At 66.9% G+C, this 20,204-nt stretch carries 15 protein-coding genes; 4 read left to right on the top strand and 11 right to left on the bottom strand.

Annotation, left to right across the window (positions count from 1 at the left end):
* Positions 1-49 precede the first annotated feature (49 nt).
* The 3 genes from ACP7AR_RS01005 to rsmA are packed head-to-tail and all read right to left on the bottom strand — an operon-like array spanning position 50 to position 2,918.
* On the bottom strand, positions 50-985 hold the full coding sequence (locus ACP7AR_RS01005; protein WP_426181598.1) for a 4-(cytidine 5'-diphospho)-2-C-methyl-D-erythritol kinase: 936 nt from the start codon (positions 983-985) through the stop codon (positions 50-52).
* Between the two features lie 7 nt (positions 986-992).
* Positions 993-2,060: an L-glyceraldehyde 3-phosphate reductase gene (mgrA, locus tag ACP7AR_RS01000; protein WP_426181595.1), complete on the bottom strand. Its 1,068-nt coding sequence runs from the start codon at positions 2,058-2,060 to the stop codon at positions 993-995.
* Between the two features lie 9 nt (positions 2,061-2,069).
* Positions 2,070-2,918 (bottom strand): 16S rRNA (adenine(1518)-N(6)/adenine(1519)-N(6))-dimethyltransferase RsmA, encoded by an 849-nt coding sequence (rsmA, locus tag ACP7AR_RS00995; protein ID WP_426181593.1) that lies wholly within the window; start codon positions 2,916-2,918, stop codon positions 2,070-2,072.
* Between the two features lie 71 nt (positions 2,919-2,989).
* On the opposite strand from rsmA, the gene ACP7AR_RS00990 reads away from it, so the two are divergent.
* On the top strand, positions 2,990-4,222 hold the full coding sequence (locus tag ACP7AR_RS00990) for an MFS transporter (RefSeq protein WP_426187559.1): 1,233 nt from the start codon (positions 2,990-2,992) through the stop codon (positions 4,220-4,222).
* 35 nt (positions 4,223-4,257) lie between these two features.
* Here the strand turns inward: ACP7AR_RS00990 and ACP7AR_RS00985 are convergent, their stop codons facing one another.
* The 4 genes from ACP7AR_RS00985 to rsmI form a co-directional block, all read right to left on the bottom strand.
* A complete protein-coding gene (locus ACP7AR_RS00985) occupies positions 4,258-5,145 on the bottom strand; it encodes a TatD family hydrolase (RefSeq protein ID WP_426181590.1) in 888 nt (295 codons plus the stop codon).
* Complete coding sequence (gene metG / locus ACP7AR_RS00980; protein WP_426181587.1) at positions 5,142-6,719, bottom strand: methionine--tRNA ligase; 1,578 nt, start codon at positions 6,717-6,719, stop codon at positions 5,142-5,144. The genes ACP7AR_RS00985 and metG overlap by 4 nt, the downstream gene beginning before the upstream one ends.
* A gap of 275 nt (positions 6,720-6,994) precedes the next feature.
* The gene (locus ACP7AR_RS00975; RefSeq protein WP_426181584.1) at positions 6,995-7,531 is read right to left on the bottom strand and encodes a class I SAM-dependent methyltransferase; all 537 of its coding nucleotides are present in this window, start codon (positions 7,529-7,531) and stop codon (positions 6,995-6,997) included.
* Positions 7,528-8,349 (bottom strand): 16S rRNA (cytidine(1402)-2'-O)-methyltransferase, encoded by an 822-nt coding sequence (rsmI, locus tag ACP7AR_RS00970; RefSeq protein ID WP_426181581.1) that lies wholly within the window; start codon positions 8,347-8,349, stop codon positions 7,528-7,530. The genes ACP7AR_RS00975 and rsmI overlap by 4 nt, the downstream gene beginning before the upstream one ends.
* 40 nt (positions 8,350-8,389) lie before the next feature.
* Here rsmI and ACP7AR_RS00965 point away from each other — a divergent pair, with 40 nt between their 5' ends.
* A complete protein-coding gene (locus ACP7AR_RS00965; RefSeq protein ID WP_426181579.1) occupies positions 8,390-9,940 on the top strand; it encodes a dolichyl-phosphate-mannose--protein mannosyltransferase in 1,551 nt (516 codons plus the stop codon).
* Positions 9,941-10,188: 248 nt separating this feature from the next.
* On the opposite strand, the gene ACP7AR_RS00960 is transcribed toward ACP7AR_RS00965, so the two are convergent.
* Complete coding sequence (locus ACP7AR_RS00960; protein ID WP_426181576.1) at positions 10,189-11,583, bottom strand: DUF222 domain-containing protein; 1,395 nt, start codon at positions 11,581-11,583, stop codon at positions 10,189-10,191.
* Between the two features lie 268 nt (positions 11,584-11,851).
* Here ACP7AR_RS00960 and ACP7AR_RS00955 point away from each other — a divergent pair, with 268 nt between their 5' ends.
* The gene (locus tag ACP7AR_RS00955; protein WP_426181573.1) at positions 11,852-12,706 is read left to right on the top strand and encodes a PHP domain-containing protein; all 855 of its coding nucleotides are present in this window, start codon (positions 11,852-11,854) and stop codon (positions 12,704-12,706) included.
* Between the two features lie 40 nt (positions 12,707-12,746).
* Here the strand turns inward: ACP7AR_RS00955 and ACP7AR_RS00950 are convergent, their stop codons facing one another.
* The 3 genes from ACP7AR_RS00950 to ACP7AR_RS00940 all read right to left on the bottom strand — a co-directional run bounded on the left by ACP7AR_RS00950 (position 12,747) and on the right by ACP7AR_RS00940 (position 16,063).
* Positions 12,747-14,540, bottom strand: a complete 1,794-nt coding sequence (locus tag ACP7AR_RS00950) for a thioredoxin domain-containing protein (protein WP_426181571.1) — start codon at positions 14,538-14,540, stop codon at positions 12,747-12,749.
* A gap of 43 nt (positions 14,541-14,583) precedes the next feature.
* A complete protein-coding gene (gene msuE / locus ACP7AR_RS00945; RefSeq protein ID WP_426181568.1) occupies positions 14,584-15,153 on the bottom strand; it encodes an FMN reductase in 570 nt (189 codons plus the stop codon).
* Between the two features lie 73 nt (positions 15,154-15,226).
* Complete coding sequence (locus ACP7AR_RS00940) at positions 15,227-16,063, bottom strand: aldo/keto reductase (RefSeq protein ID WP_426181566.1); 837 nt, start codon at positions 16,061-16,063, stop codon at positions 15,227-15,229.
* Between the two features lie 67 nt (positions 16,064-16,130).
* Here ACP7AR_RS00940 and hrpA point away from each other — a divergent pair, with 67 nt between their 5' ends.
* Entirely contained in the window at positions 16,131-20,144 is a 4,014-nt protein-coding gene (gene hrpA / locus ACP7AR_RS00935) for an ATP-dependent RNA helicase HrpA (RefSeq protein ID WP_426181563.1), read from the top strand.
* Positions 20,145-20,204 lie beyond the last annotated feature (60 nt).

Below are 20,204 nucleotides of genomic sequence, written 5' to 3'. Positions count from 1 at the left end.
CCGCGCAGGAGGCCCTGCTGCCGATCACGGTTTCGGTGATCAGCTGGACTCAGGCACTCATGATCCGAGCGCCGGGCACCGGCCCGTGCACATGCAGCGCAGTGCGGCCGGCATCCATGAGTTCGCTCTGCACGTATTGCGCGCTCTCCGGCGTCTCGCACAGGAACGCTACCGTGGGGCCTGAGCCCGAGACGATCCCGCTCAGCGCTCCGGCGTGCAAGCCCTCGTTGATGATGTCGTCGAGTGCGGGTCGTTCCAGAAGCGCAGGCGCCTCGAGGTCGTTGAACATACACGCGGCAAGCGAGTGCGGGTCTCCGGCGCGCAGCGCCTGAAGCACGGGGATGGGCACATCGAGCGACAGTGGCGGATCATCCGCCAGAGCGCCGTTCTCCGCGCGATGCGCGTCTAGGCGCGCGTAGACCTCCGGCGTCGACAGCCCCTCGTCGCTGGGTACGAGTACCCAGTCGAAGCGACCGCGTGCGAGCGCCGGGTTCAGCTGATCGCCTCGACCAGTGCCGACTGCTGTGCCGCCGTGCAGTGCGAACGGAACGTCGGCGCCGAGCCGAGCAGCGAGTTCATGGAGGCGGTGCGGTGAGAGCCCTGTGCCCCACAGGGCGTCGCACGCGACGAGGGCGGCCGCAGCATCCGCTGATCCTCCGCCCATTCCCCCCGCGACCGGCACGCTCTTGCGCAACTCGAGATGGACACCACCGGTGTATCCGGTCGCCGATGCGAGCATCTTCGCCGCACGCATCGCGAGATTGCGGTCGTCGACCGGAACCGTGTCGGGATCGGCGACACCGACCACGCTCACGGTGAAGTCGTCGGCGTCACGCGCGATGACGTCCTCGTAGAGCGAGACCGCCTGGAAGACCGTCGCCAGCGCGTGATATCCGTCGTCATGACGTCCGCCGACGCCCAGATAGACGTTGATCTTCCCCGGTGCACGCACGTGCACCGCTTCCGGGAACGCGGCGAGGCTCATGCGTGACTCACAGAGTGGACGATGACGCCCAGAGATCGACGTCGATGCCGTCGGAGAGGGCGTCGATGCGAGCGAGTTCCTCGTCGGTGAGAGCAGGCCCGTTGATGGCCGCGATGTTCTCATCGAGCTGCTCAGGACGCGAAGCACCGATGAGTGCCGAGGCGACCACCGGGTCACGCAACGTCCACAGCAGCGCCATCTGCGCAAGCGACTGCCCGCGTTCCTTGGCGACGTCGTTGAGCCCGCGAAGGATGCTGAGCCCCTCGTCGGAGAGCGGCCTGTCAGAGAGCGAACCGCGCTTCTGGGCCCGCTCGGCCGTGCCGTCACCGAGATACTTGTCCGTCAGCAGCCCCTGGGCGAGTGGAGTGAAGGCGATCGCTCCCATTCCCTCGGTGCGCAGCGCATCGGTCAGTCCGCCTTCGACCCAGCGGTTGAGGATCGAGTAGGCCGGCTGGTGGATCACGAGCGGTGTACCGAGCTCGCGGGCGACTGCTGCCGCCTTCGCTGTGCGCTCGGCGCTGTACGACGAGATGCCGACATAGAGCGCCTTGCCCTGTCGTACCAGCGTGTCGAGCGCGCCGACGGTCTCCTCGATCGGTGTCACAGGGTCGACGCGGTGCGAGTAGAAGATGTCGACGTAGTCGAGGCCCATCGAGGTGAGTGACTTCTCGGCGCTCGCGATGAGGTACTTGCGGCTGCCGAAGTTTCCGTACGGTCCCGGCCACATGTCATAGCCGGCCTTCGACGAGATGATCAGCTCGTCACGGTACGGGCGGAAGTCGTCCGCGAAGATGCGGCCGAAATTCTTCTCGGCTGAGCCGTACGGCGGGCCGTAGTTGTTGGCGAGATCGAAGTGCGTGATGCCGCTGTCGAATGCGTGGCGCAGCAGTGCGCGCTGATTGTCGAGCGGGATGTTGTCACCGAAGTTCCACCACAGACCGAGCGAGATCGGCGGCAGATACAGGCCGGACGTGCCGACCTGACGGTATTCGAAGTTCTTGTACCTGTCCTCCTTCGCCGCGTACGGGCGGTGGAGCTCGGCGATGTCTGTGGGGAAGCGCGGCGTCTCAGTCACGCCTCCAGGTTAGCCGTCCAGCGCCTCGGCGATTCTCACGAAGTCATCCACCGTCAATTGTTCGCCGCGCGCAGTGGGCGCGACCCCTGCTTTCTCGAGCACTGCGGATGCTTCGGCTGCAGTCCCACCGAGGACGACGGACAGTGCCTGGCGCAGCATCTTGCGGCGCTGCTGGAAGGCCGCGTCGACGATGCGGAAGGTTGCCTTGCGCAGCTCCTCGCTGCCGCGAGGCTCTGCGTCGCGTTCGAAGGCGACGAGCACGCTGTCGATGTTCGGCACCGGCCAGAACACCTGACGGGACACGTTGCCGGCCAAGCGCCATGGTCCATACCAGGCCGCTTTGACGCTGGGAGCGCCGTAGATCTTGCTCCCTGGTGGCGCGGCGAGGCGTTCGCCGACCTCGGCCTGCACCATCACGACGCCCCGCTGCAGGTTCGGGAAAGTCTCCATGAAATGCAGCAGCACCGGAACGGAGACGTTGTACGGCAGGTTCGCGACGAGCACGGCCGGGTCACCCGGAAGCTCAGTGATGCGCAGCGCGTCCGCGTCGACCACGGTGAGGGCATCGGAGGGCACACCGTGATCCGCAGCCGTCTGGGGCAGCCGTGCGGCGAGGCGGTGATCGATCTCGACCGCCGTGACGGATGCACCGGCCTCGAGAATGGCGAGCGTGAGGGAGCCGAGTCCTGGACCGACCTCGACGACCCGCTCCCCTGCCTGCACGCGCCCGACATGCACGATCTTGCGCACCGTGTTGGCGTCGACGACGAAGTTCTGGCCGAGCTTCTTGGTGGGTGTGACGTCGAGCTCGGCGGCAAGACGGCGGATCTCGGTGGCGCCGAGCAGCGTGACGGTCATCCTGCCATTGTCCCCCATGCCGGTAATGTGTTCGGGTGCCCTCGCTCGGAGAAGTCATCGCACCCCGCCGCATGGGCCGCGATTTCCGCTGGCTGCTGGCGTCGTCCTGGACGAGCAACGTCGGCGACGGCATCGCCCTGGCGGCCGCTCCCCTGCTGATCGCATCCATGACCTCTTCGCCGATCCTCGTGGCGGCAGGCGCCGTACTGCAATTCCTGCCCTGGCTGATCTTCGGACTGCACGCCGGTGCCATCGCGGACCGATTCGACAGGCGACGGCTCGTGATGTTCGCCAACGCCGCACGGGCGATCGTGCTGGCGGGCCTGTGCGTGTTCCTTTTCACCGACACGGCGAGCATCTGGGTCGTGCTCGCTGCCGCCTTCCTCTACGGAACCGCTGAGGTGTTCGTCGACACCGCGAGCAGCACGCTGCTCCCGATGCTCGTGAAGCCCGCCGATCTCGGCATCGGCAACGCGCGACTGCAGGCGGGGTATCTGGTCGCGAACCAGTTCGCAGGTCCGCCGGTCGGTGCGTTCCTGTTCGCCGCCGGCCACGCGCTGCCGTTCCTGGTCGAGGTCGTGTGCGTGCTGCTCGCAGTGGTGCTGATCTCACGGATGGCGCGGACTCCGGTGCCGCCGCGCGCCACATCGGCCGAGAAGCCGTCCCCCGTCCACACCGACATCGCCGAGGGTGTGCGCTGGATGTGGCGAAACCCTCCGGTGCGCATGCTGGTGCTGATCATCCTCACCTTCAACATCACCTGGGCCGCTCCCTGGGGCGTGCTCGTGCTCTACGCGACGGAACATCTGCACATGGGCGCCGTCGGCTACGGGGCTCTCACCACGGCATCCGCCGCCGGTGGCATCCTCGCCACACTCACGTTCGGGTGGCTGGAGCGGCACGTGTCCTTCGCCACCCTCATGCGCGTGGCGCTGTCGCTCGAAGTGCTCATGCACCTGGCGTTCGCGCTCACCAGTGTCGGCTGGGTCGCACTGGTGATCATGTTCGTGTTCGGCTCGTACGCGTTCGTCTGGGGCACGATCTCGACGACCGTGCGACAGCGCCTGGTGCCCCACGAGCTGCAGGGCCGGGTGGCATCGGTGAACATGGTCGGCGTGTTCGGCGGCATGGTGATCGGTCAAGCGCTCGGCGGCGTCATCGCCCAGGTGTGGGGCCTCACGGCGCCGTGGTGGTTCGCGTTCGTCGGAGCAGCGATCACCCTGGTGCTGGTGTGGAAGCCGATCTCGCACATCGTGAACGCGAAGCCCGTGATCGACGAGGCGGAGGGCGCTGCCGCGGTCTGAGATCGTGTGCCGAACGACCGGCGGGTGTACGCGCCTCAGTCCGCGAATGCCCCGTAGACCTCGAGAGTGTTCGCGGCGACCTGCGCGGCGAGTTCGTCGAGCTCCAGCCCGAGCTCGTCGGCCATGAATCGCAGGGTGAGCGGGATCAGATACGGCGCGTTCGGACGGCCCCGCAGCGGCACCGGTGTGAGGAACGGCGCATCCGTCTCGACGAGGATGCGCTCGAGTGGGGTCACGTGCAGCGCATCGCGCAGGTTCTGCGCATTCTTGAACGTGACATTGCCGGCGAAGGACAGGTAATACCCGGCATCCGCGCAGATCCTGGCCATCGCGTCGTCGCCGGAGAAGCAGTGGAACACGGTCGTCGCCGGCGCGCCGACGCGCGCAAGCGTCTCCAGCACCGCATCGTGCGCGTCACGGTCGTGGATCTGCATCGCGATGCCGTGCTTCTTCGCGAGCGCGATGTGCGCCTCGAACGACTCGAACTGCGGGCCGCGGCGCTCTTGCTCTGTGCGGAAGAAATCCAAGCCGGTCTCGCCGATCGCGCGCGTACGCGGATGCCCGGCAAGCTCGTCGATCACATCGATGGCGTGATCGAGCTGTCCGGCCTCGGCATAGACGGGGGCGTCGTTGGGATGGATCGCGACGGCTGCGAGCAGGCGAGGATCGGATGCCGCGGCATCCACCGCCCAACGGGAGGACTCGATGTCGCCTGATGCCTGCACGACGCCTTTGACACCCACCGCCTCGGCTCTGTCGAGCTGCTCCTTCAGCGAAAGCGGTTCGACGCCGTCGGTGATCTCCAGATGCGCGTGGTTGTCGTACACCGGGACGGTCAGTGGTTCGGGAGCGGCGGGATAACGGAGGTCCTTACGACCGTCCGCCGCCCGCTCCCGAACGTACTGACTGGGGTTTTCGGTCAAGCCTGCGACTCCACACGAGGAAAGAGCGGCGCCAGTGCGGCCACCTGCGCGCCGGCCTGCAGCGCACCCCACGTGCCCGACTCACGAATGGGCTGCGTCTGCAGAGACCCCAGGGTCTCGGATGCACCGAGCGCCGACCACAGCTTCTCGGTCGACTGCGGCATGACCGGCGAGAGCAGGACGGCGAGCGCGCGCAGACCCTCGGCGCACGTGTACAGCACAGTGCCGAGCCGAGCGCGCTTGTCCTCGTCTCGGGCGAGCGCCCACGGCTCGTTCTCGGTGATGTAGCCGTTCAGTGCGTCGACGATGGTCCAGATCTCCTTGATCGCCTCGTCGATGCGGAATTGCTCCATCCAGCGGTCGGCCGCGGTGGCAGCATCCGCCACGATCTTCTGGATCGCGAGATCCTGCTCCGTGTACTCAGCCGCTTCCGGCACGACGCCGTCGAAGTACTTCTCGATCATCGCGACAGTGCGCGATGCAAGGTTGCCGAAGCCGTTCGCCAGCTCGGACTGGTAGCGGGCCGAGAGGTCTTCCCAGCTGAAGGAGCCGTCCTGTCCGAATGCGATGGCGGAGAGGAAGTAGTAGCGGTACGCGTCGGAGCCGAACACGTCGGTGATCTCGGTCGGCGCGATACCGGTGAGCTTCGACTTGGACATCTTCTCGCCGCCGACGAGCAGCCATCCGTGCGCGAACACACCCTTGGGCACGTCGAGCCCCGCGGCCATCAGCAGCGCAGGCCAGATGACGGCGTGGAAACGGAGGATGTCCTTGCCGACCACGTGGTACGCGGGCCAGCGACGCTCGAACGTCTCTTCATCCGAACCGTAGCCGACGGCGGTCGCGTAGTTGAGCAGCGCGTCGACCCACACGTAGATGACGTGCGACTCGTCCCACGGCAGCGGGATGCCCCAGTCGAACGTGGAGCGCGAGATCGAGAGATCCTTCAGCCCCTGACTGACGAACGAGACCACCTCGTTGCGCGCGGAGTGCGGCCGCACGAAGTCGGGCTCGGTCTTGTACAGGTCGAGCAGACGGTCCTGGAACTCGCTGAGCTTGAAGAAGTAGTTCTTCTCCTGCAGCAGCTCGAGCGGCTTGGAGTGGATCGCGCAGACCTTCAGGCCTTCGAAGGGTCCGGTGCCGTCGACGATCTCCGACTCGGGCTTGAACTCCTCACAGCCCACGCAGTAGAGCGCCTCGTACTCGCCCGCGTAGATGTAGCCCGCGTCGTACAGGCGCTGGAAGAACACCTGCACGTTCTTCTCGTGGCGCTCCTGCGTCGTGCGGATGAAGTCGTCGTTGGCGACGTCGAGCGTCTCCAGCAGCGGGAACCAGCTCTCGGTGACGAGCTTGTCGACCCATTCCTGCGGTGTGACGTTGTTCGCCGCGGCGGCGCGGAGCATCTTCTGCCCGTGCTCGTCCGTGCCGGTCAGCATCCAGGTGTCATCACCCGACTGACGGTGCCAGCGCGCGAGCGTGTCCGTCGCCACCGATGTGTACCCGTGGCCGATGTGCGGAACATCGGAGGGGTAGTAGATGGGCGTGGTGATGTAGAAGGATTCGCCTGCGGGCATGGGGTCAATTCTAGGCGTGGCGGCGGGGGTGGTTACGCGGGCGCCTCGATGCTCGTTCCGCGGCGTCTCCACGCCGTCAGTTCATGTGCGGACCGCGGTCACTGCACCGTGCGGGCGCCCGCTCACTTCGCCGGGCTCGCGATCGCGATGCTCCGCGGCTGTGACTGCGAAGCCGGCTTCAGCGAGGAGGTCTGTGAGAGCATCCGCCGACCAGTAGTACGCCGGCGCGACGGCGTGGGCGAACTGCTCGCGAGGTGTGCCATCGAAGTAGCCGATCAGGAGTGAGCCTCCGGGAGCCCCAGCACTCGAGCGAACTCCGTCAGGATCACGGGAACCTCTTCGGGCGGCGTGTGGATCAGCGAATACCACGCGAGGATGCCACCGAGTGAGGCGTCGTCGAATGGGAGGGCACGGAACGACCCCTGTTCGAAGCGCAGGTGCGGCAGGCGCCGCCGGGCCGAGACGAGGAACTCGGCGGAGATGTCGAGCCCCGCGACTTCTCGGTGCCCCTCTTCTCGGTGCCCCTCTTCTCGGTGCCCATCGTGCAGGAATACGGTCCAGAGACCAGGTCCGCAGCCGGCATCCAGCAGGTTGCCCGGGGTGGAATCTCGCCATTGCCCGATCAGGGACCGATCCGCGGCATCCATCTGGTCGATGCTTCCGGCGATCTCGATGTACTCGGCAGCGCGGGCGTCGTAAGCCGCCGCGATCGCGGCATCACCTGGATCTCGCGGAACGACATCGATCTCGCAGGAATCCATCGGTTCTCTGCGATATCGCTGCTGTTGTGCGAAGTTCGCGCTGTCGCTCATCGCGAACGTGCCGCGAGAGCCTGCTGATAGAGGTCGCGCGAGCTCAGGCCGGTCGCCGCCGCGACCTCGGCGCAGGCCTCTTTCAGACGCATGCCGCCGTCGACGAGCGACTGCACCTGCGCGCTCGCGTCATCGACTGAGACATCGAGCGGCGCGGCTCCCTCGACCACGACGACGATCTCGCCCTTGACGCCCTTCGCGGCCCACTCCACGAGCTCGGATGCTGTGCCACGACGAACCTCTTCGTAGAACTTCGTCAGCTCACGACAGACAGCGATCCGGCGGTCTGCGCCGAATGCGGCGCCCATGTCGGCGAGCGACGATGCCAGGCGCGCGGGCGATTCGAAGAAGAGCATCGTGCGCGGTTCTGAGGCGAGCTTCGTCAGAGCTGAGCGCCGCTCACCCGGTTTTCGCGGCAGGAACCCTTCGAACGTGAAGCGATCGGTCGGCAATCCTGAGATCGCGAGCGCCGTGAGCACCGCGCTCGGCCCTGGAATGGCGGTCACCGTGACTCCCTGGGCGACCGCTTCGGCGACCAAGCCGTAGCCGGGGTCGCTGACCGCGGGCATCCCGGCATCGCTGACCACGACGATGTCCTGATCGGCGGCGAGAGCGGCGAGCTCTGCCGCCATGTGCTTCTCGTTGTGATCGTGCAGCGCGATCAGCCTCGGTCGATTCTCGATCTGCAGCGCGCGAAGAAGGTGAGCGGTCGTCCGAGTGTCTTCCGCGGCGACGATCTCGGCGTTCTCGAGCACCTCGATGAGTCGACGGGACGCATCGCCGAGGTTTCCGATCGGAGTCGCGGCGAGGATGATCACACGATCAGCTTAGGCGCGCTCTGCCGCTTAGGCTTGTGCCGTGACCGCGCCCGTGCCTCTGCTCCCGCCTCCTGAGGAGCGTCTGACGCGATGGGGCAGGCTACGTGATCGGATGCTGCTCGATCCGGACTGGCATCGCATCATCCGATGGCTCGCCCCGCTCGTCATCACGGCGCTCGCAGCCGTGCTGCGACTGACGAACCTGGCGCACCCGCACGTGCTCGCCTTCGACGAGACCTACTACGTCAAGGACGCCTGGTCCCTGTGGACGCTGGGCTACGAGGGCACGTGGGGCGATGGCGCGAACCAGGATTTCCTCACGGGAGACACGAGCGCGCTGACGGGTGCCGGCAGCTTCGTCGTGCACCCTCCACTGGGCAAGTGGATCATCGCGCTGGGTATGGGCGTCTTCGGTGCCGGCAACAGCGCGGCCTGGCGCCTGACGGTCGCCTTGATCGGCACGGCCACCGTCCTGCTCGTGTATCTGGTCGCCAAGGCGCTGACACGGTCCGTCGTCGCGGCTTCCATCGCGGGACTCCTGCTCGCGATCGACGGCCTCAGTATCGTGATGAGCCGGATCGCGCTGCTCGACGGCATCCTGACATTCTTCATCCTGCTCGGATTCCTGTTCATCCTGTACGACCGCAGGCGCAGTCTTCCGCTGGTGGAGCGAGTCGAACGTGATTCGCCCGACCCGCTCTGGGGCCCGGTGATCTGGCGCCGGCCGTGGGTCGTCGCGGCCGGGTTCGCGCTCGGCGCCGCCTGCGCGGTGAAGTGGTCCGGCCTCTATGCGCTGGCGGGTCTCGGACTGTACCTCGTGATCACGGATGCACTTGCGCGTCGACGCGCCGGCGTGCTGTTATGGCCCACGGATGCCGCGTTCCGCCAGGGCCCGGTCTCGTTCCTGCTGCTGGTCCCTGCGGCGCTGCTCACCTATCTCGCCAGTTGGACCGGCTGGCTGCTGACGGCAGGCGGATACGACCGCCAGTTCTCCGCGAACCCGCTGGCGGCTCTGTGGAAATACCACGAGTCGATCTACGGCTTCCACGTCGGCCTCAGCACAGGGCACGCGTATGCGAGTCCGGCTTGGCAGTGGCCGTTCCTCATACGACCGACTGCGGTCTGGGTGGGCGACGATCAGAGCTGCGGCACCGATCACTGCATCTCCGTGGTGTCCTCGGTGCCGAATCCGCTGATCTGGTACGCCGGCGTAGCCGCTGCGATCTTCCTGCTCTACCGATTCGTGCGCGGGTTGATCCGGCGCCAGCCGATGCCGTGGACCTACGCGATCCCCCTGGTCGGCCTCGCCGTCACCTATGTGCCGTGGCTGCTGTATCCGCAGCGCACGATCTTCCAGTTCTACACAGTGGTGATGATGCCGTTCCTGGTGCTGGCGCTGGTGCTGGCGCTGCGTGAGATCGCGGGTCGACGCTACGAGCCGTTGCATCGCCGGCAGTCGGGCGAGCGCACAGTGATCGTCTTCCTCGTCGTGACCGTGCTCGTGTCAGCGTTCTACTATCCGGTGTGGATCGGCATGAACGTGCCGTATGAGTTCTGGCTCATCCACAACTGGATGCCGACCTGGGTGTGAGAGCAGAGCGCACAACTCAAGAGCAAGATAGGTCTGCTTTTCGCCGAGACTCTCTCGATGCAGCTGCTGTCGTGGCGACTGATCGATCAGTGGGACCTGAGCTGCGTGTTGCGCGGGCCGCGCGCCGTATCGTTTCTCTCAGAGGTGGATCGGAGCGATCCGCAGCTGCTGATGGCACGCGTGACCGGAGACTGTCGGCACGGCAACGAGCGTTTGGCACGGGAGCATCCGCGCAATCGGTAAGCGAATCAGCCGGGGACGGGTTGTCGGCGGTGGGGGCTGCGGGTGCGGTGCCAGCTCTGGTGGGGGTCCCACCAGGCGGGGCCGCGGACTTCGGGGACACCGTGGTTCATGCGGATGACCCATTCGGTCAGGTGCAGGGTGCGGTGATGGAACCAGCACAGCAGCACCCCGTTGTCGGTGTGGGTGGGTCCGCCGTCAGCGTGCTCTTTCACGTGGTGCACTTCGCACCAGGTCGCGGGGATCGTGCATCCAGGGATGACGCACCCGCCGTCGCGCAAGGTGATCGCCCGGCGTTGCAGGGCGTTGAAGATGCGATTGCTGGTGCCGATCGACACGATCCGACCCCCGTCATCGAACAGAATCCGCTGGACACCACCGGCGCACCCGGTCTGCAACGCCGCCGCGAGCGGAACGAGATCGCCGCTGTGCCCGATCTGCGCCCACCCGTGCCCCGCCGCGAGGTCAGCGGCCGTCGCGGCGACCGTGAGCGTCGGCGCCGCACCGCCCAGGTGCGGGAACAGGTCTGTTCTGGCCGCGGTGTTCAGGATCGCCGCGAGCGCGTCATGCAGCCTCTGCCCACGGGTGCGGGTATCGGTGACACCCGTCCCGTCCGCGGGACCCGTCTCCTCCGACGGCTCGAACCGCACGCCACCACCCGCACCCGTCGACGCGTCGCCCGCTGACGCCCCGTCCCGTTCCGGGTCATCCGCCCCGTTGACCTTCGGGTTCAACAGACTGTCGATCAACAGACTCAACTGCGCGGCCACCTCGGGCAGGAGGCTCCCCCGCACCGGCGCCGCACCATCCTTCACCTTCCCGATCGAGAAGAAGCGGCCCCGCATCGCCGCCTCTTCCGCCGGCTCCGCCCCATCGGGATCCAGATACGCGACCATCACCCGGGCGAGAGTGCCCAGATCCTCCGGCAACGGGGCCGGGCGCGGAGCGTCGCTATCCGAAGCAGAATCTGATTCCACCCCTCGAGCGAAATCGGCGAGCTGACGGTCCGCCTCCACACGGTCCTCATCACTGATCCGGCGTGCGGACTGCTCGATCGGATCCGTCGCCGCCAACAACCCCGCCACACCCAGGTCTCCGTCGATCATCACGTCACGTAACGCCTGATACCGGGCCGGCAGGAAAGCACCATCGGTGATCCCGACATCCCTCCGCACCAGGCGTGCCGCTCTCACCAGCCGGGTCGCAGCCCGCGTGTCGGTGCCGGTCAGCATCCGCACCAGGTCCGCCGGCTTCGAGCACCCGTACCGGGTCGTCATCCGCTCATCCTTGAGCCCGGCAGAGCGGTCACCGACCTGCACCGCCGCCTCGACCTGCAGACCCTCCAGCTGCCGCTGAATACGACCAGACACCACCAGCAGTTCCGCCACATCCGCGTCAGACATCCCCGGAATCTGCTCCGAACCGAACGCGTCGCACGCCACAGAATCGAGGGTCTCCTCCAGATCCCGAAGCCGAGCAACGATGCTGTTCATACCCCTGTTCAACAGGGGGCCACCGACATTCCGACCCGGTTTCACCCAGGTCAGAACACTTTTCCGAAGAGAGTTGTCGAGCACGGCTTGGGAATTGCGACTGATCGATCTGTCCCGGCACACGCGTCCAAGACGATATACATGAGCGTCTCTTTCGGCCCCGGGGTAACTTGGGCGCATGACGGTTCTGACCGCAGACGCACACGTCCATAGCGAATGGTCGTGGGATGCCGGCGCTGACCCGTCCTCGGCCGGCGCCATGGATCGAATCTGCGCACGGGCCGCACAGATCGGGCTCCCGGCGCTCGTCTTCACCGAGCATCTCGACCTGGAGGACTACTGGCGAATCGATGAAGGGGACATCGGTGACCACGGACAGCGCTACGTCGACGACTCAGGCTATGTGCGGCTTCCTCCGTTCGACTTCGAAGGGTATGTCGATGCAGTTGAACGCTGCCGTCACAAGCATCCAGACCTCCGTATCCTGACCGGGGTGGAATTCGGGCAACCCCACCTGTGGGACACCAGCGCCGCCCCGTTGCTGTCGAGTGGGCTGATCGATCGAGTGAACGGTTCGCTGCATATGCTCCCGTACGAAGGCCGGGATCGAACGGAGCCGACGACCCTCTATCGCCATCGGCCAGCGGATGAGGTCATGTGGGCGTATCTCGATGAGATCCCGCGAATGATCGCAGGCTCGGACTCGTTCGTCGTGTTCACCCACATCGACTACGCGGCACGCTCTTGGCCAGTTCTCACGGCGGGGCCTTTCGATCCACGACGATTCGAGGAAGGGTTTCGTGCGGCGATGCGTGCGATAGCAGACTCCGGCAGAGCGTTGGAGATGAACACCCGACGACTTTGGCCGTGGGTTCCGCAATGGTGGGCGGAGGAAGGAGGGCGCGCGGTGTCGTTCGGCAGCGACGCTCACGGTCCGGCCACACTCGCGGCGAGCTTCCCGGAGGCCATGTCAATGGTCGAGGCCTTCGGCTTTCACCCAGGCACGAAGCCCGAGGACTACTGGATGCGTTGAAACTGCCGGTGCATCCGTGCTCAGCCCTCTGCTGCCCGTGTCACCGTTCCCGCACGAGCCCCGCAGGATCAGCGGTCGGAAGCCGGCACACGAACGCCCGGCAATCGTACGCGAGACCGGATGCGGAATCTTTTCCCTCGAACAGCTCGAAGCCCGCATCCGTGAACGCACGAGCCTGCGCCGGGGTCACGATCGCGATCACATCTGCGTCGACGCCTCGGGATGCCGTGGCAAGCTCCCCGCCGCGGTCTTCCGTGACGACGACCACCTGGCGAGGCGGCTCGACAAGCCCCGCTGCCACCGCAAGAAGCGACCCGTGCCCGAAAGGATGCTGCAGCGCGGAGGCCGCATACGCCTGAACCCGTTCCTCGGCGGCCTCGCGGTACTTCTCGCCCGCCCCCAGCCTCCACGCCGCCGATGCGGCAGCCGCGACGGCCGAAAGTCCAGACGGCAGGTCCCCGTCGGTCTGGTCGGGAGCAGATGCCACTCTCTGCGCGGAGAGCACCGGATCGGCCGCCGCGCCGTCGAGTGCCTCGTTGAGAAGGTCACGAGCAGTCACTGCCCATGACGCCTCTCCGGTGGTCGCAGCCAGGCTGAACAGCCCCTCCGAAAGCAGCCCCAGATCCGCAAGCGTCGCGACCGCCGCCGATGCGACCCCATCCAGCGATGCCCGCACGATTCGTCCGTCGGGCGAGCGATTGGTCGCCAACACGAACGAGGCCGCTGCGGCCGCCGCATCCACCCATTCCGGCTCGCCCAGCGCTGCCCCTGCCCGCGCGAGCGCCGAGATCGCGAGCCCGTTCCAACCCGTGATGACCTTCCCGTCGACTGCCGGTGGTTCCAGCGCCGAGCGATCGGCGCTCAGGTAGAACCCGCCCTCGCTGCGCTGCCCGTCGATCCACGATTCCGAATCCTGCGCGGCACCGAACCCACCGCCTTCGCGCAGCAAGACATCGAGCAGGAACCCGACGATTCCCCTCGCGGTCGTCTCGTCGCCCTCAGCGACGGCGACGTCGAGCAGCTGGGCGTTGTCCGTCAGCATCCGCTCGTAGTGAGGAACCGTCCAATCGCGTTGTGTCGCATAGCGGAAGAAACCACCGTCGACGTCGCGAAGATCGGATGCCGACATCGCGGCGAGCGCGCGCAAAGCGGCCGCAGCCGCCTCCGGAGCCTCCCTGCGCACGAGCGGCGCTTGTAGGAACCGCAGAGTCGTCGCCACCGGGAACTTCGGGGCACTGCCGAACCCGCCGAACTGTCGGTCCTCCCGGGCGGCGATCGTCGCCGCGGCCGCGGCCAGGCTCGCCGGCGTCGGCAGCGGAGAGGGCGTCGTGGCCGCCGCACTCGCCAGCGCCTCGGCGACGGCATCCGCCGATTCGATCGCCTGCTCGCGGCGCAGCATCCAGGCCTCTCGCACCGCTTCGAGCACGTCTCTGAACCCGGGAAGAGGAGCGCGCGCCACCGGTGGCCAGTAGGTGCCCGCATAGAACGTACGGCCCTGCGGTGTGGCGAATACGGTCAGCGGCCAGCCGAGGTTCTGGGTGAACGCGGATGCGGCTGCCATGTACGCGCCGTCGACGTCGGGATGCTCCTCCCGATCGACCTTGATCGCGACGAATCCCTCGTTGATGAGGGCAGCCGTCTCCGGGTCGGAGAATGATTCGCGCGCCATGACATGGCACCAGTGGCACGTGGAGTAGCCGATCGAGATCAGCAGCGGCACGTCCCGGCGCTGTGCTTCGGCGAACGCGTCAGCGCCCCACGCGAACCAGTCGACCGGGTTGTCGGCGTGCGAGCGCAGATAGGGGCTGAGCGTGTCTGCGAGGCGATTGGTCATGACGCCAACGCTACGCCCGTGCCGGTTCGACCGGACGGGCTTCTCAGCCGACGAGCGCCTCTGCCGAGCGCGACGCCGCGTATCCGACCAGCGGCAGCGCGCGCTCAGCGGCGAGCGAGATCCGCGCCTGCAGTATCTCCGAGTTGATGACGTACCCGTCGAAGTCGGTGTCGCTGGCGTAGACGCCGAGCGGAAGCGTGAGCGCCTGGAAGAACGCGAACAGCGGGCGCAGCTGGTGTTCGATGATGAGCGCGTGACGCTCTCCCCCGCCCGTCGCCGCCAGCAGCACGGGTTTGCCGACGAGCGCGTACTGGCCGACGAAATCGAACAGGTGCTTGAAGAGCCCGGTGAACGACGCACGGTAGACCGGGCTGCCGACGATCAGCAGGTCGGCCTGCTCGATGGCGATCAACTGCGCTTCGACGCTCGCGGGCAGGTGATCGCGCCGCAGCGCCCCGGCGAGTGCCGGGCCGACGGCGGTCAGCTCGATCAGCTGCACCTCGACCTCCGCCCGCTCTGCGATGGCGGCGGCGATGGCACGCAGAAGCGCGGTCGTCTTGCTGGGCTCGTGGAGCGAGCCGGAGACGGCGACGATGCGATAGGGAGCGGTCATGCCATAGAACGTACTCACGACGACGCCCCGTGGCGCAGGAAGCGACACGGGGCGTCATGTAAGCATCAGATGCTCAGTTGAATTCGTTCGGGTGCGAGCCGACGCGTCCGGATCCGTCGAGCGGGTCGAGGCCGTCGATCGCAGCGATCTCAGCGTCGGTGAGGCTGAAGTCGAACACATCGAGGTTCTCGCGCAGGCGCTCGGCGCGCACCGACTTCGGGAACACGATGTTTCCCTTCTGCAGATGCCAGCCCAGCACCACCTGGGCAGGCGTCTTGCCGTGCGCGGCTGCCGCATCGGCGACCGCCGGCGTGCCGAACAGGTCGTACTTGCCCTGCCCGAGCGGGCCCCAGGACTCGATGCGGATGCCGTGATCTGCAGCCCACGCCACGGTCTCGCGCTGCTGGTACGCGGGGTGCAGTTCGATCTGGTCGACGGCCGGGGTCACACCGGTCTCGTTGACGACACGCTCGAGATGCTCGGCGAGGAAGTTCGAGACGCCGATGCTGCGTGTGAGTCCTGCATCGCGCAGCTCGATGAGCTTCGCGAACGCGTGGACGTAGTTGTCCTTCGCCGGTGTCGGCCAGTGCACGAGGTACAGGTCGACGTGCTCGAGTCCGAGCTTCTCGAGGCTCTCGGCGATCGCGGCGTTCGGCTCATCGCCGTCGTGCCGGTCATTCCAGAGCTTGGTGGTGATGTAGAGCTCGTCACGGGCGATGCCGCTCTTCGCGATCGCAGCTCCAACGCCCTCCTCGTTGCCGTAGATCGCCGCGGTGTCGATGTGGCGGTAGCCGATCTCGAGCGCTTCGCTGACGGTGCGTTCGGTGTCTGCCGGCGGCACCTTGAAGACGCCGTAGCCGAGCTGAGGGATGGAGTGGCCGTCGTTGAGTGTCACAGTGGGGATCGTCATGCGCCCAGCCTACGACCTGTGATGACAGGTCGCCTCGCGGCGCGTCGCCGTCATACGATGGAGGGCTATGTCTTCTGCCGATCTCGTCATCACCTATCCCCCGGAGCTGCCCGTCAGCGCCGCGAGGGACGAGATCGCCGACGCCATCCGCGACAACCAGGTCGTCGTGGTCGCCGGTGCGACCGGCTCCGGTAAGACCACGCAGCTGCCGAAGATCTGCCTCGAACTCGGACGCACGAACATCGCGCACACCCAGCCGCGCCGCCTCGCTGCCCGCACCATCGCGGAGCGCATCGCCGATGAACTGCACGTCGAGCTCGGCGGCGTCGTCGGCTACAAGGTGCGCTTCACCGACAAGGTGTCGGAGGCGACCAAGGTCGCACTGATGACCGACGGCATCCTGCTCAACGAGATCCACCGCGACCGTCTGCTGCGCCGCTACGACACGATCATCATCGACGAGGCGCACGAACGCTCCCTCAACGTCGACTTCCTGCTCGGCTACCTCACCCGCATCCTGCCGGAACGGCCCGATCTCAAGGTCATCATCACGTCGGCGACGATCGACCCGGCGAGCTTCGCGAAGCACTTCGCCGCCCCGGACGGCACTCCGGCACCGGTCATCGAGGTCTCGGGGCGCACCTACCCGGTCGAGATCCGGTACCGCGCGCCCTCAGAGGACGGCATAACTCCGGAGAAATCGGGATCTGAGGGCTCCGATGCGCGGCGGACACGGCGATCCGGCAAAAACCTCCGGAGTCATGCAGCGGCAGACCCCGAAGACGAGGTCTCCGCCATCGTCGCCGCCTTGCGTGAACTCGACCGCGAGGCCCAGGGCGATGTGCTGGTGTTCCTTCCGGGCGAGGCCGAGATCAGGGACGCAGCGGATGCCGTGCGAGCGGCGTATGCGTCCAGCAAGGCGCCCGTCGAGGTGCTCCCGCTGTACGGAAGGCTGTCGGCCGCGGAGCAGCACCGAGTGTTCGAGCCGAGCCGCGTCGCAGGCGTTCGCCGCCGCGTCATCCTCGCCACGAACGTCGCAGAGACCAGCCTCACAGTCCCCGGCATCAAGTACGTCATCGACACCGGTACCGCGCGCATCTCCCGCTACAGCAACCGCTCGAAGGTGCAGCGACTGCCGATCGAGCCCATCTCGCAGGCATCCGCCAACCAGCGCTCCGGCCGAGCCGGCCGCACCAGCGACGGCATCGCGATCCGTCTCTACAGCGAAGACGATTTCGCAGGGCGCGCGGAGTTCACCGAACCCGAGGTGCTGCGCACCTCCCTCGCCTCCGTCGTGCTGCAGATGCTTTCGCTCGGCTTCGGCGACATCTCGGCGTTCCCGTTCCTCACTCCGCCGGATTCGCGCGGCATCAAAGCGGCGTTCGATCTGCTCACCGAGCTGGGCGCCGTCAATCTCGGCACTGGCTCTTCGACGGGCACAGACACCCCGCGCCTGACTCGCATCGGCCGCGACATCGCACGGATGCCGATCGACCCGCGCTTCGCGCGCATGCTGCTGGAGGCTCAGAACCCTTCGACAGGCTCGGGGACCGACGTCGTGGAAGCCGTGCTCGCGATCGTGGCGGGCCTCACCATCCAGGACGTACGAGAGCGACCGTCGCAGGAGGCACCGCAGGCCGTGCGCGACGCCGCCGAGCGGATGCACGCGCGCTTCACCGACCCGACGAGCGACTTCCTTGCGACGCTGAACCTGTGGAACCACCTGCGCGAGCAGCAGCGCGAGCTCGGCTCGAGCGCGTTCCGGCGGCTGTGTCGCTCCGAGTATCTGAACTACGTGCGCGTGCGGGAGTGGTTCGACGTGCACCGCCAGCTGCGCTCACTGGTCAAGGCCCCGCCTGCCTCGAACAACGAGGGCGCAGCAGATCCCGTCGCCATTCACCGCGCCCTGCTCTCCGGTCTGCTCTCGCAGATCGGAATCCTCGACGAACGCAATACCAAGACCCCTCCGAAGGGGCAGACGAAGAGCCAGAAGGATCCGAAGCGCCGCATGGCCGAGTATCGCGGCGCGCGCGGCATCCGCTTCTCGATCTTCCCTGGATCGGGCCTACGCAAGCAGAGCCCTCAGGCTGTCATGGCCGCCGAGATCGTCGAGACCTCCCGTACCTTCGCGCGCACCGTCGCCGCGATCGACCCGGCATGGGCCGAGTCCCTCGCGGGCGATCTCGCCAAACGGTCGATCTCGGAGCCGCACTGGTCCAAGGATGCCGGTGCCGCCGTCGCATTCGAGAAGGTCACGCTGTTCGGTGTCGAGATCATCCCGCGTCGGCGCATCCAGTTCGCCCGCATCGACCGCGCCGCATCGCGCGAGTTCTTCGTGCGGCATGCGCTCGTCGAAGGAGAGTGGGACCCGACCAGACTCGACAAGCGGGTCAGCGCGTTCTGGCGCAGCAACGCGGAGCTCCGCAAACGCCTCGAGAAGCTCGAGGAACGCGAACGCAGACGCGACATCCTCGCCGGCGACGAGGAGGTTTTCCGCTTCTACGAGGAGCGGATCCCCGCCGAAGTCTTCGACGTGCGCTCGTTCGAGAAATGGTGGCGCGAGACACTGCAGCAGACCCCGAAGCTGCTCGTGATGCGTGAGAGCGACCTGATCGAAGACGATGAGCGCGCGGATCAGAACGACTTCCCCACGCGATGGGCGCAGGGCGATCAAGTGCTCGGACTCGCGTATCGCTTCGAACCGGGCGCTGCGGACGACGGGGTCAGCGTCGTCGTGCCGCTCGCACTGCTCGCGCAGATCGAGGATCGCGGCTTCGACTGGCAGGTGCCAGGGCTGCGAGCAGACCTCGTCACCGCACTGCTGCGCGCTCTGCCCAAAACGATCCGCAGACACGTCGTGCCGGCCGCCGACTGGGCCGACAAGTTCGGGGCGGCCCTCGCCGAAGAGGGGCCCGAGAATCACGGCGGACGCCCGCCGCGCTCGCTGAAGGAAGCGCTGGCGAGGATGATCCAGCCGCTGGCGAACCAGCCGGTCTCAGCCGCCGACTTCGATGATAATCGTGTGCCAGGGCATCTGCGCATGAACTTCCGCGCGGTCGACGAGCGCGGCCGCGTCGCCGGCTCGGCACGCGACCTCGGCGAACTGCAGAGCTCGCTCTCCGATCGCGCCCGCTCCAGCGTCGCGCGCTCGATCGCGCGTCCGGAGAAGGGCAGAGGACGAGCCGACCCTCAGGTCGTGGCTGCGGCGACGCCGCGAGGGGCCATCGAGCAGGACGGTCTGACGAGCTGGACTTTCGGTGATCTCCCCGAGGTGCTCGACACCAGGGTCGCCGGCGGAGTCGTGCGCGGCTACCCGGCGATCATCGACCGCGGAAAGACCGTCTCGGTGCGTGTCGAAGCGACGGCGGATGCCGCGTCCTCAGCGACTCGCGACGGCGTGCTGCGCCTGATGCTCTTGAATGTGCCGTCACCGGCCTCCTACGTGCAGGAGCACCTCACGGCGCAGGAGAAGCTGGCCCTCGCCGCGTCGCCGTACTCGTCGGCCGCCGCACTGATCGAGGATGCGAGAGCGGCCGTCGTCCGCGCGGCGTTGCCGTCGGAGCCGATCCGCACCGAGGCCGAGTTCAATAAGGCACGGGATGCCGTGAACGCCGGGCTCGTCGATGACCTGTTCCACGCGGTGTCGCTCGTCGCGCGCATTCTCACGAAATCCCGCGAAGTCGAGCGCGGCATCAAGGCCGAGAACTCCCTCGCTCTTCTCGGACCGCTGAACGACATCCGATCGCAGCTCAGCGCTCTGCTGCATCCCGGTTTCATTTCCGCGACTGGTGCGGAGCGCCTCGCGCATCTCCCCCGGTACCTCGACGGCATGCTCGATCGACTGAAGACGCTGTCATCCGAGCCCGGAAAGGACCGCGCTCGGATGACCGAGTACGAGCGGGTGTCGAAGACGTTCGAGGACGCAGGGGGCACGATCCCGCTGCCCGCGGACGCCGCCCCCGCTCTCGTGGAGGTTCGCTGGTTGCTGGAGGAGTACCGGATCAGCGTGTTCGCGCAGCGACTGGGTACCGCGCAGCCCGTCTCACCGCAGCGCATAGCAAAGATCCTGCGAGAGGCCTGATAACCGCGTCACGGGGCGTCACACGAATTGGCGTTCGCGCCGCCGATCGGGTGGAATTGT

The sequence above is a fragment of the Microbacterium sp. TWP3-1-2b2 genome, assembly GCF_049896145.1.
Lineage (GTDB): Bacteria > Actinomycetota > Actinomycetes > Actinomycetales > Microbacteriaceae > Microbacterium.
This window is presented reverse-complemented; position numbering and strand designations above follow the sequence as displayed.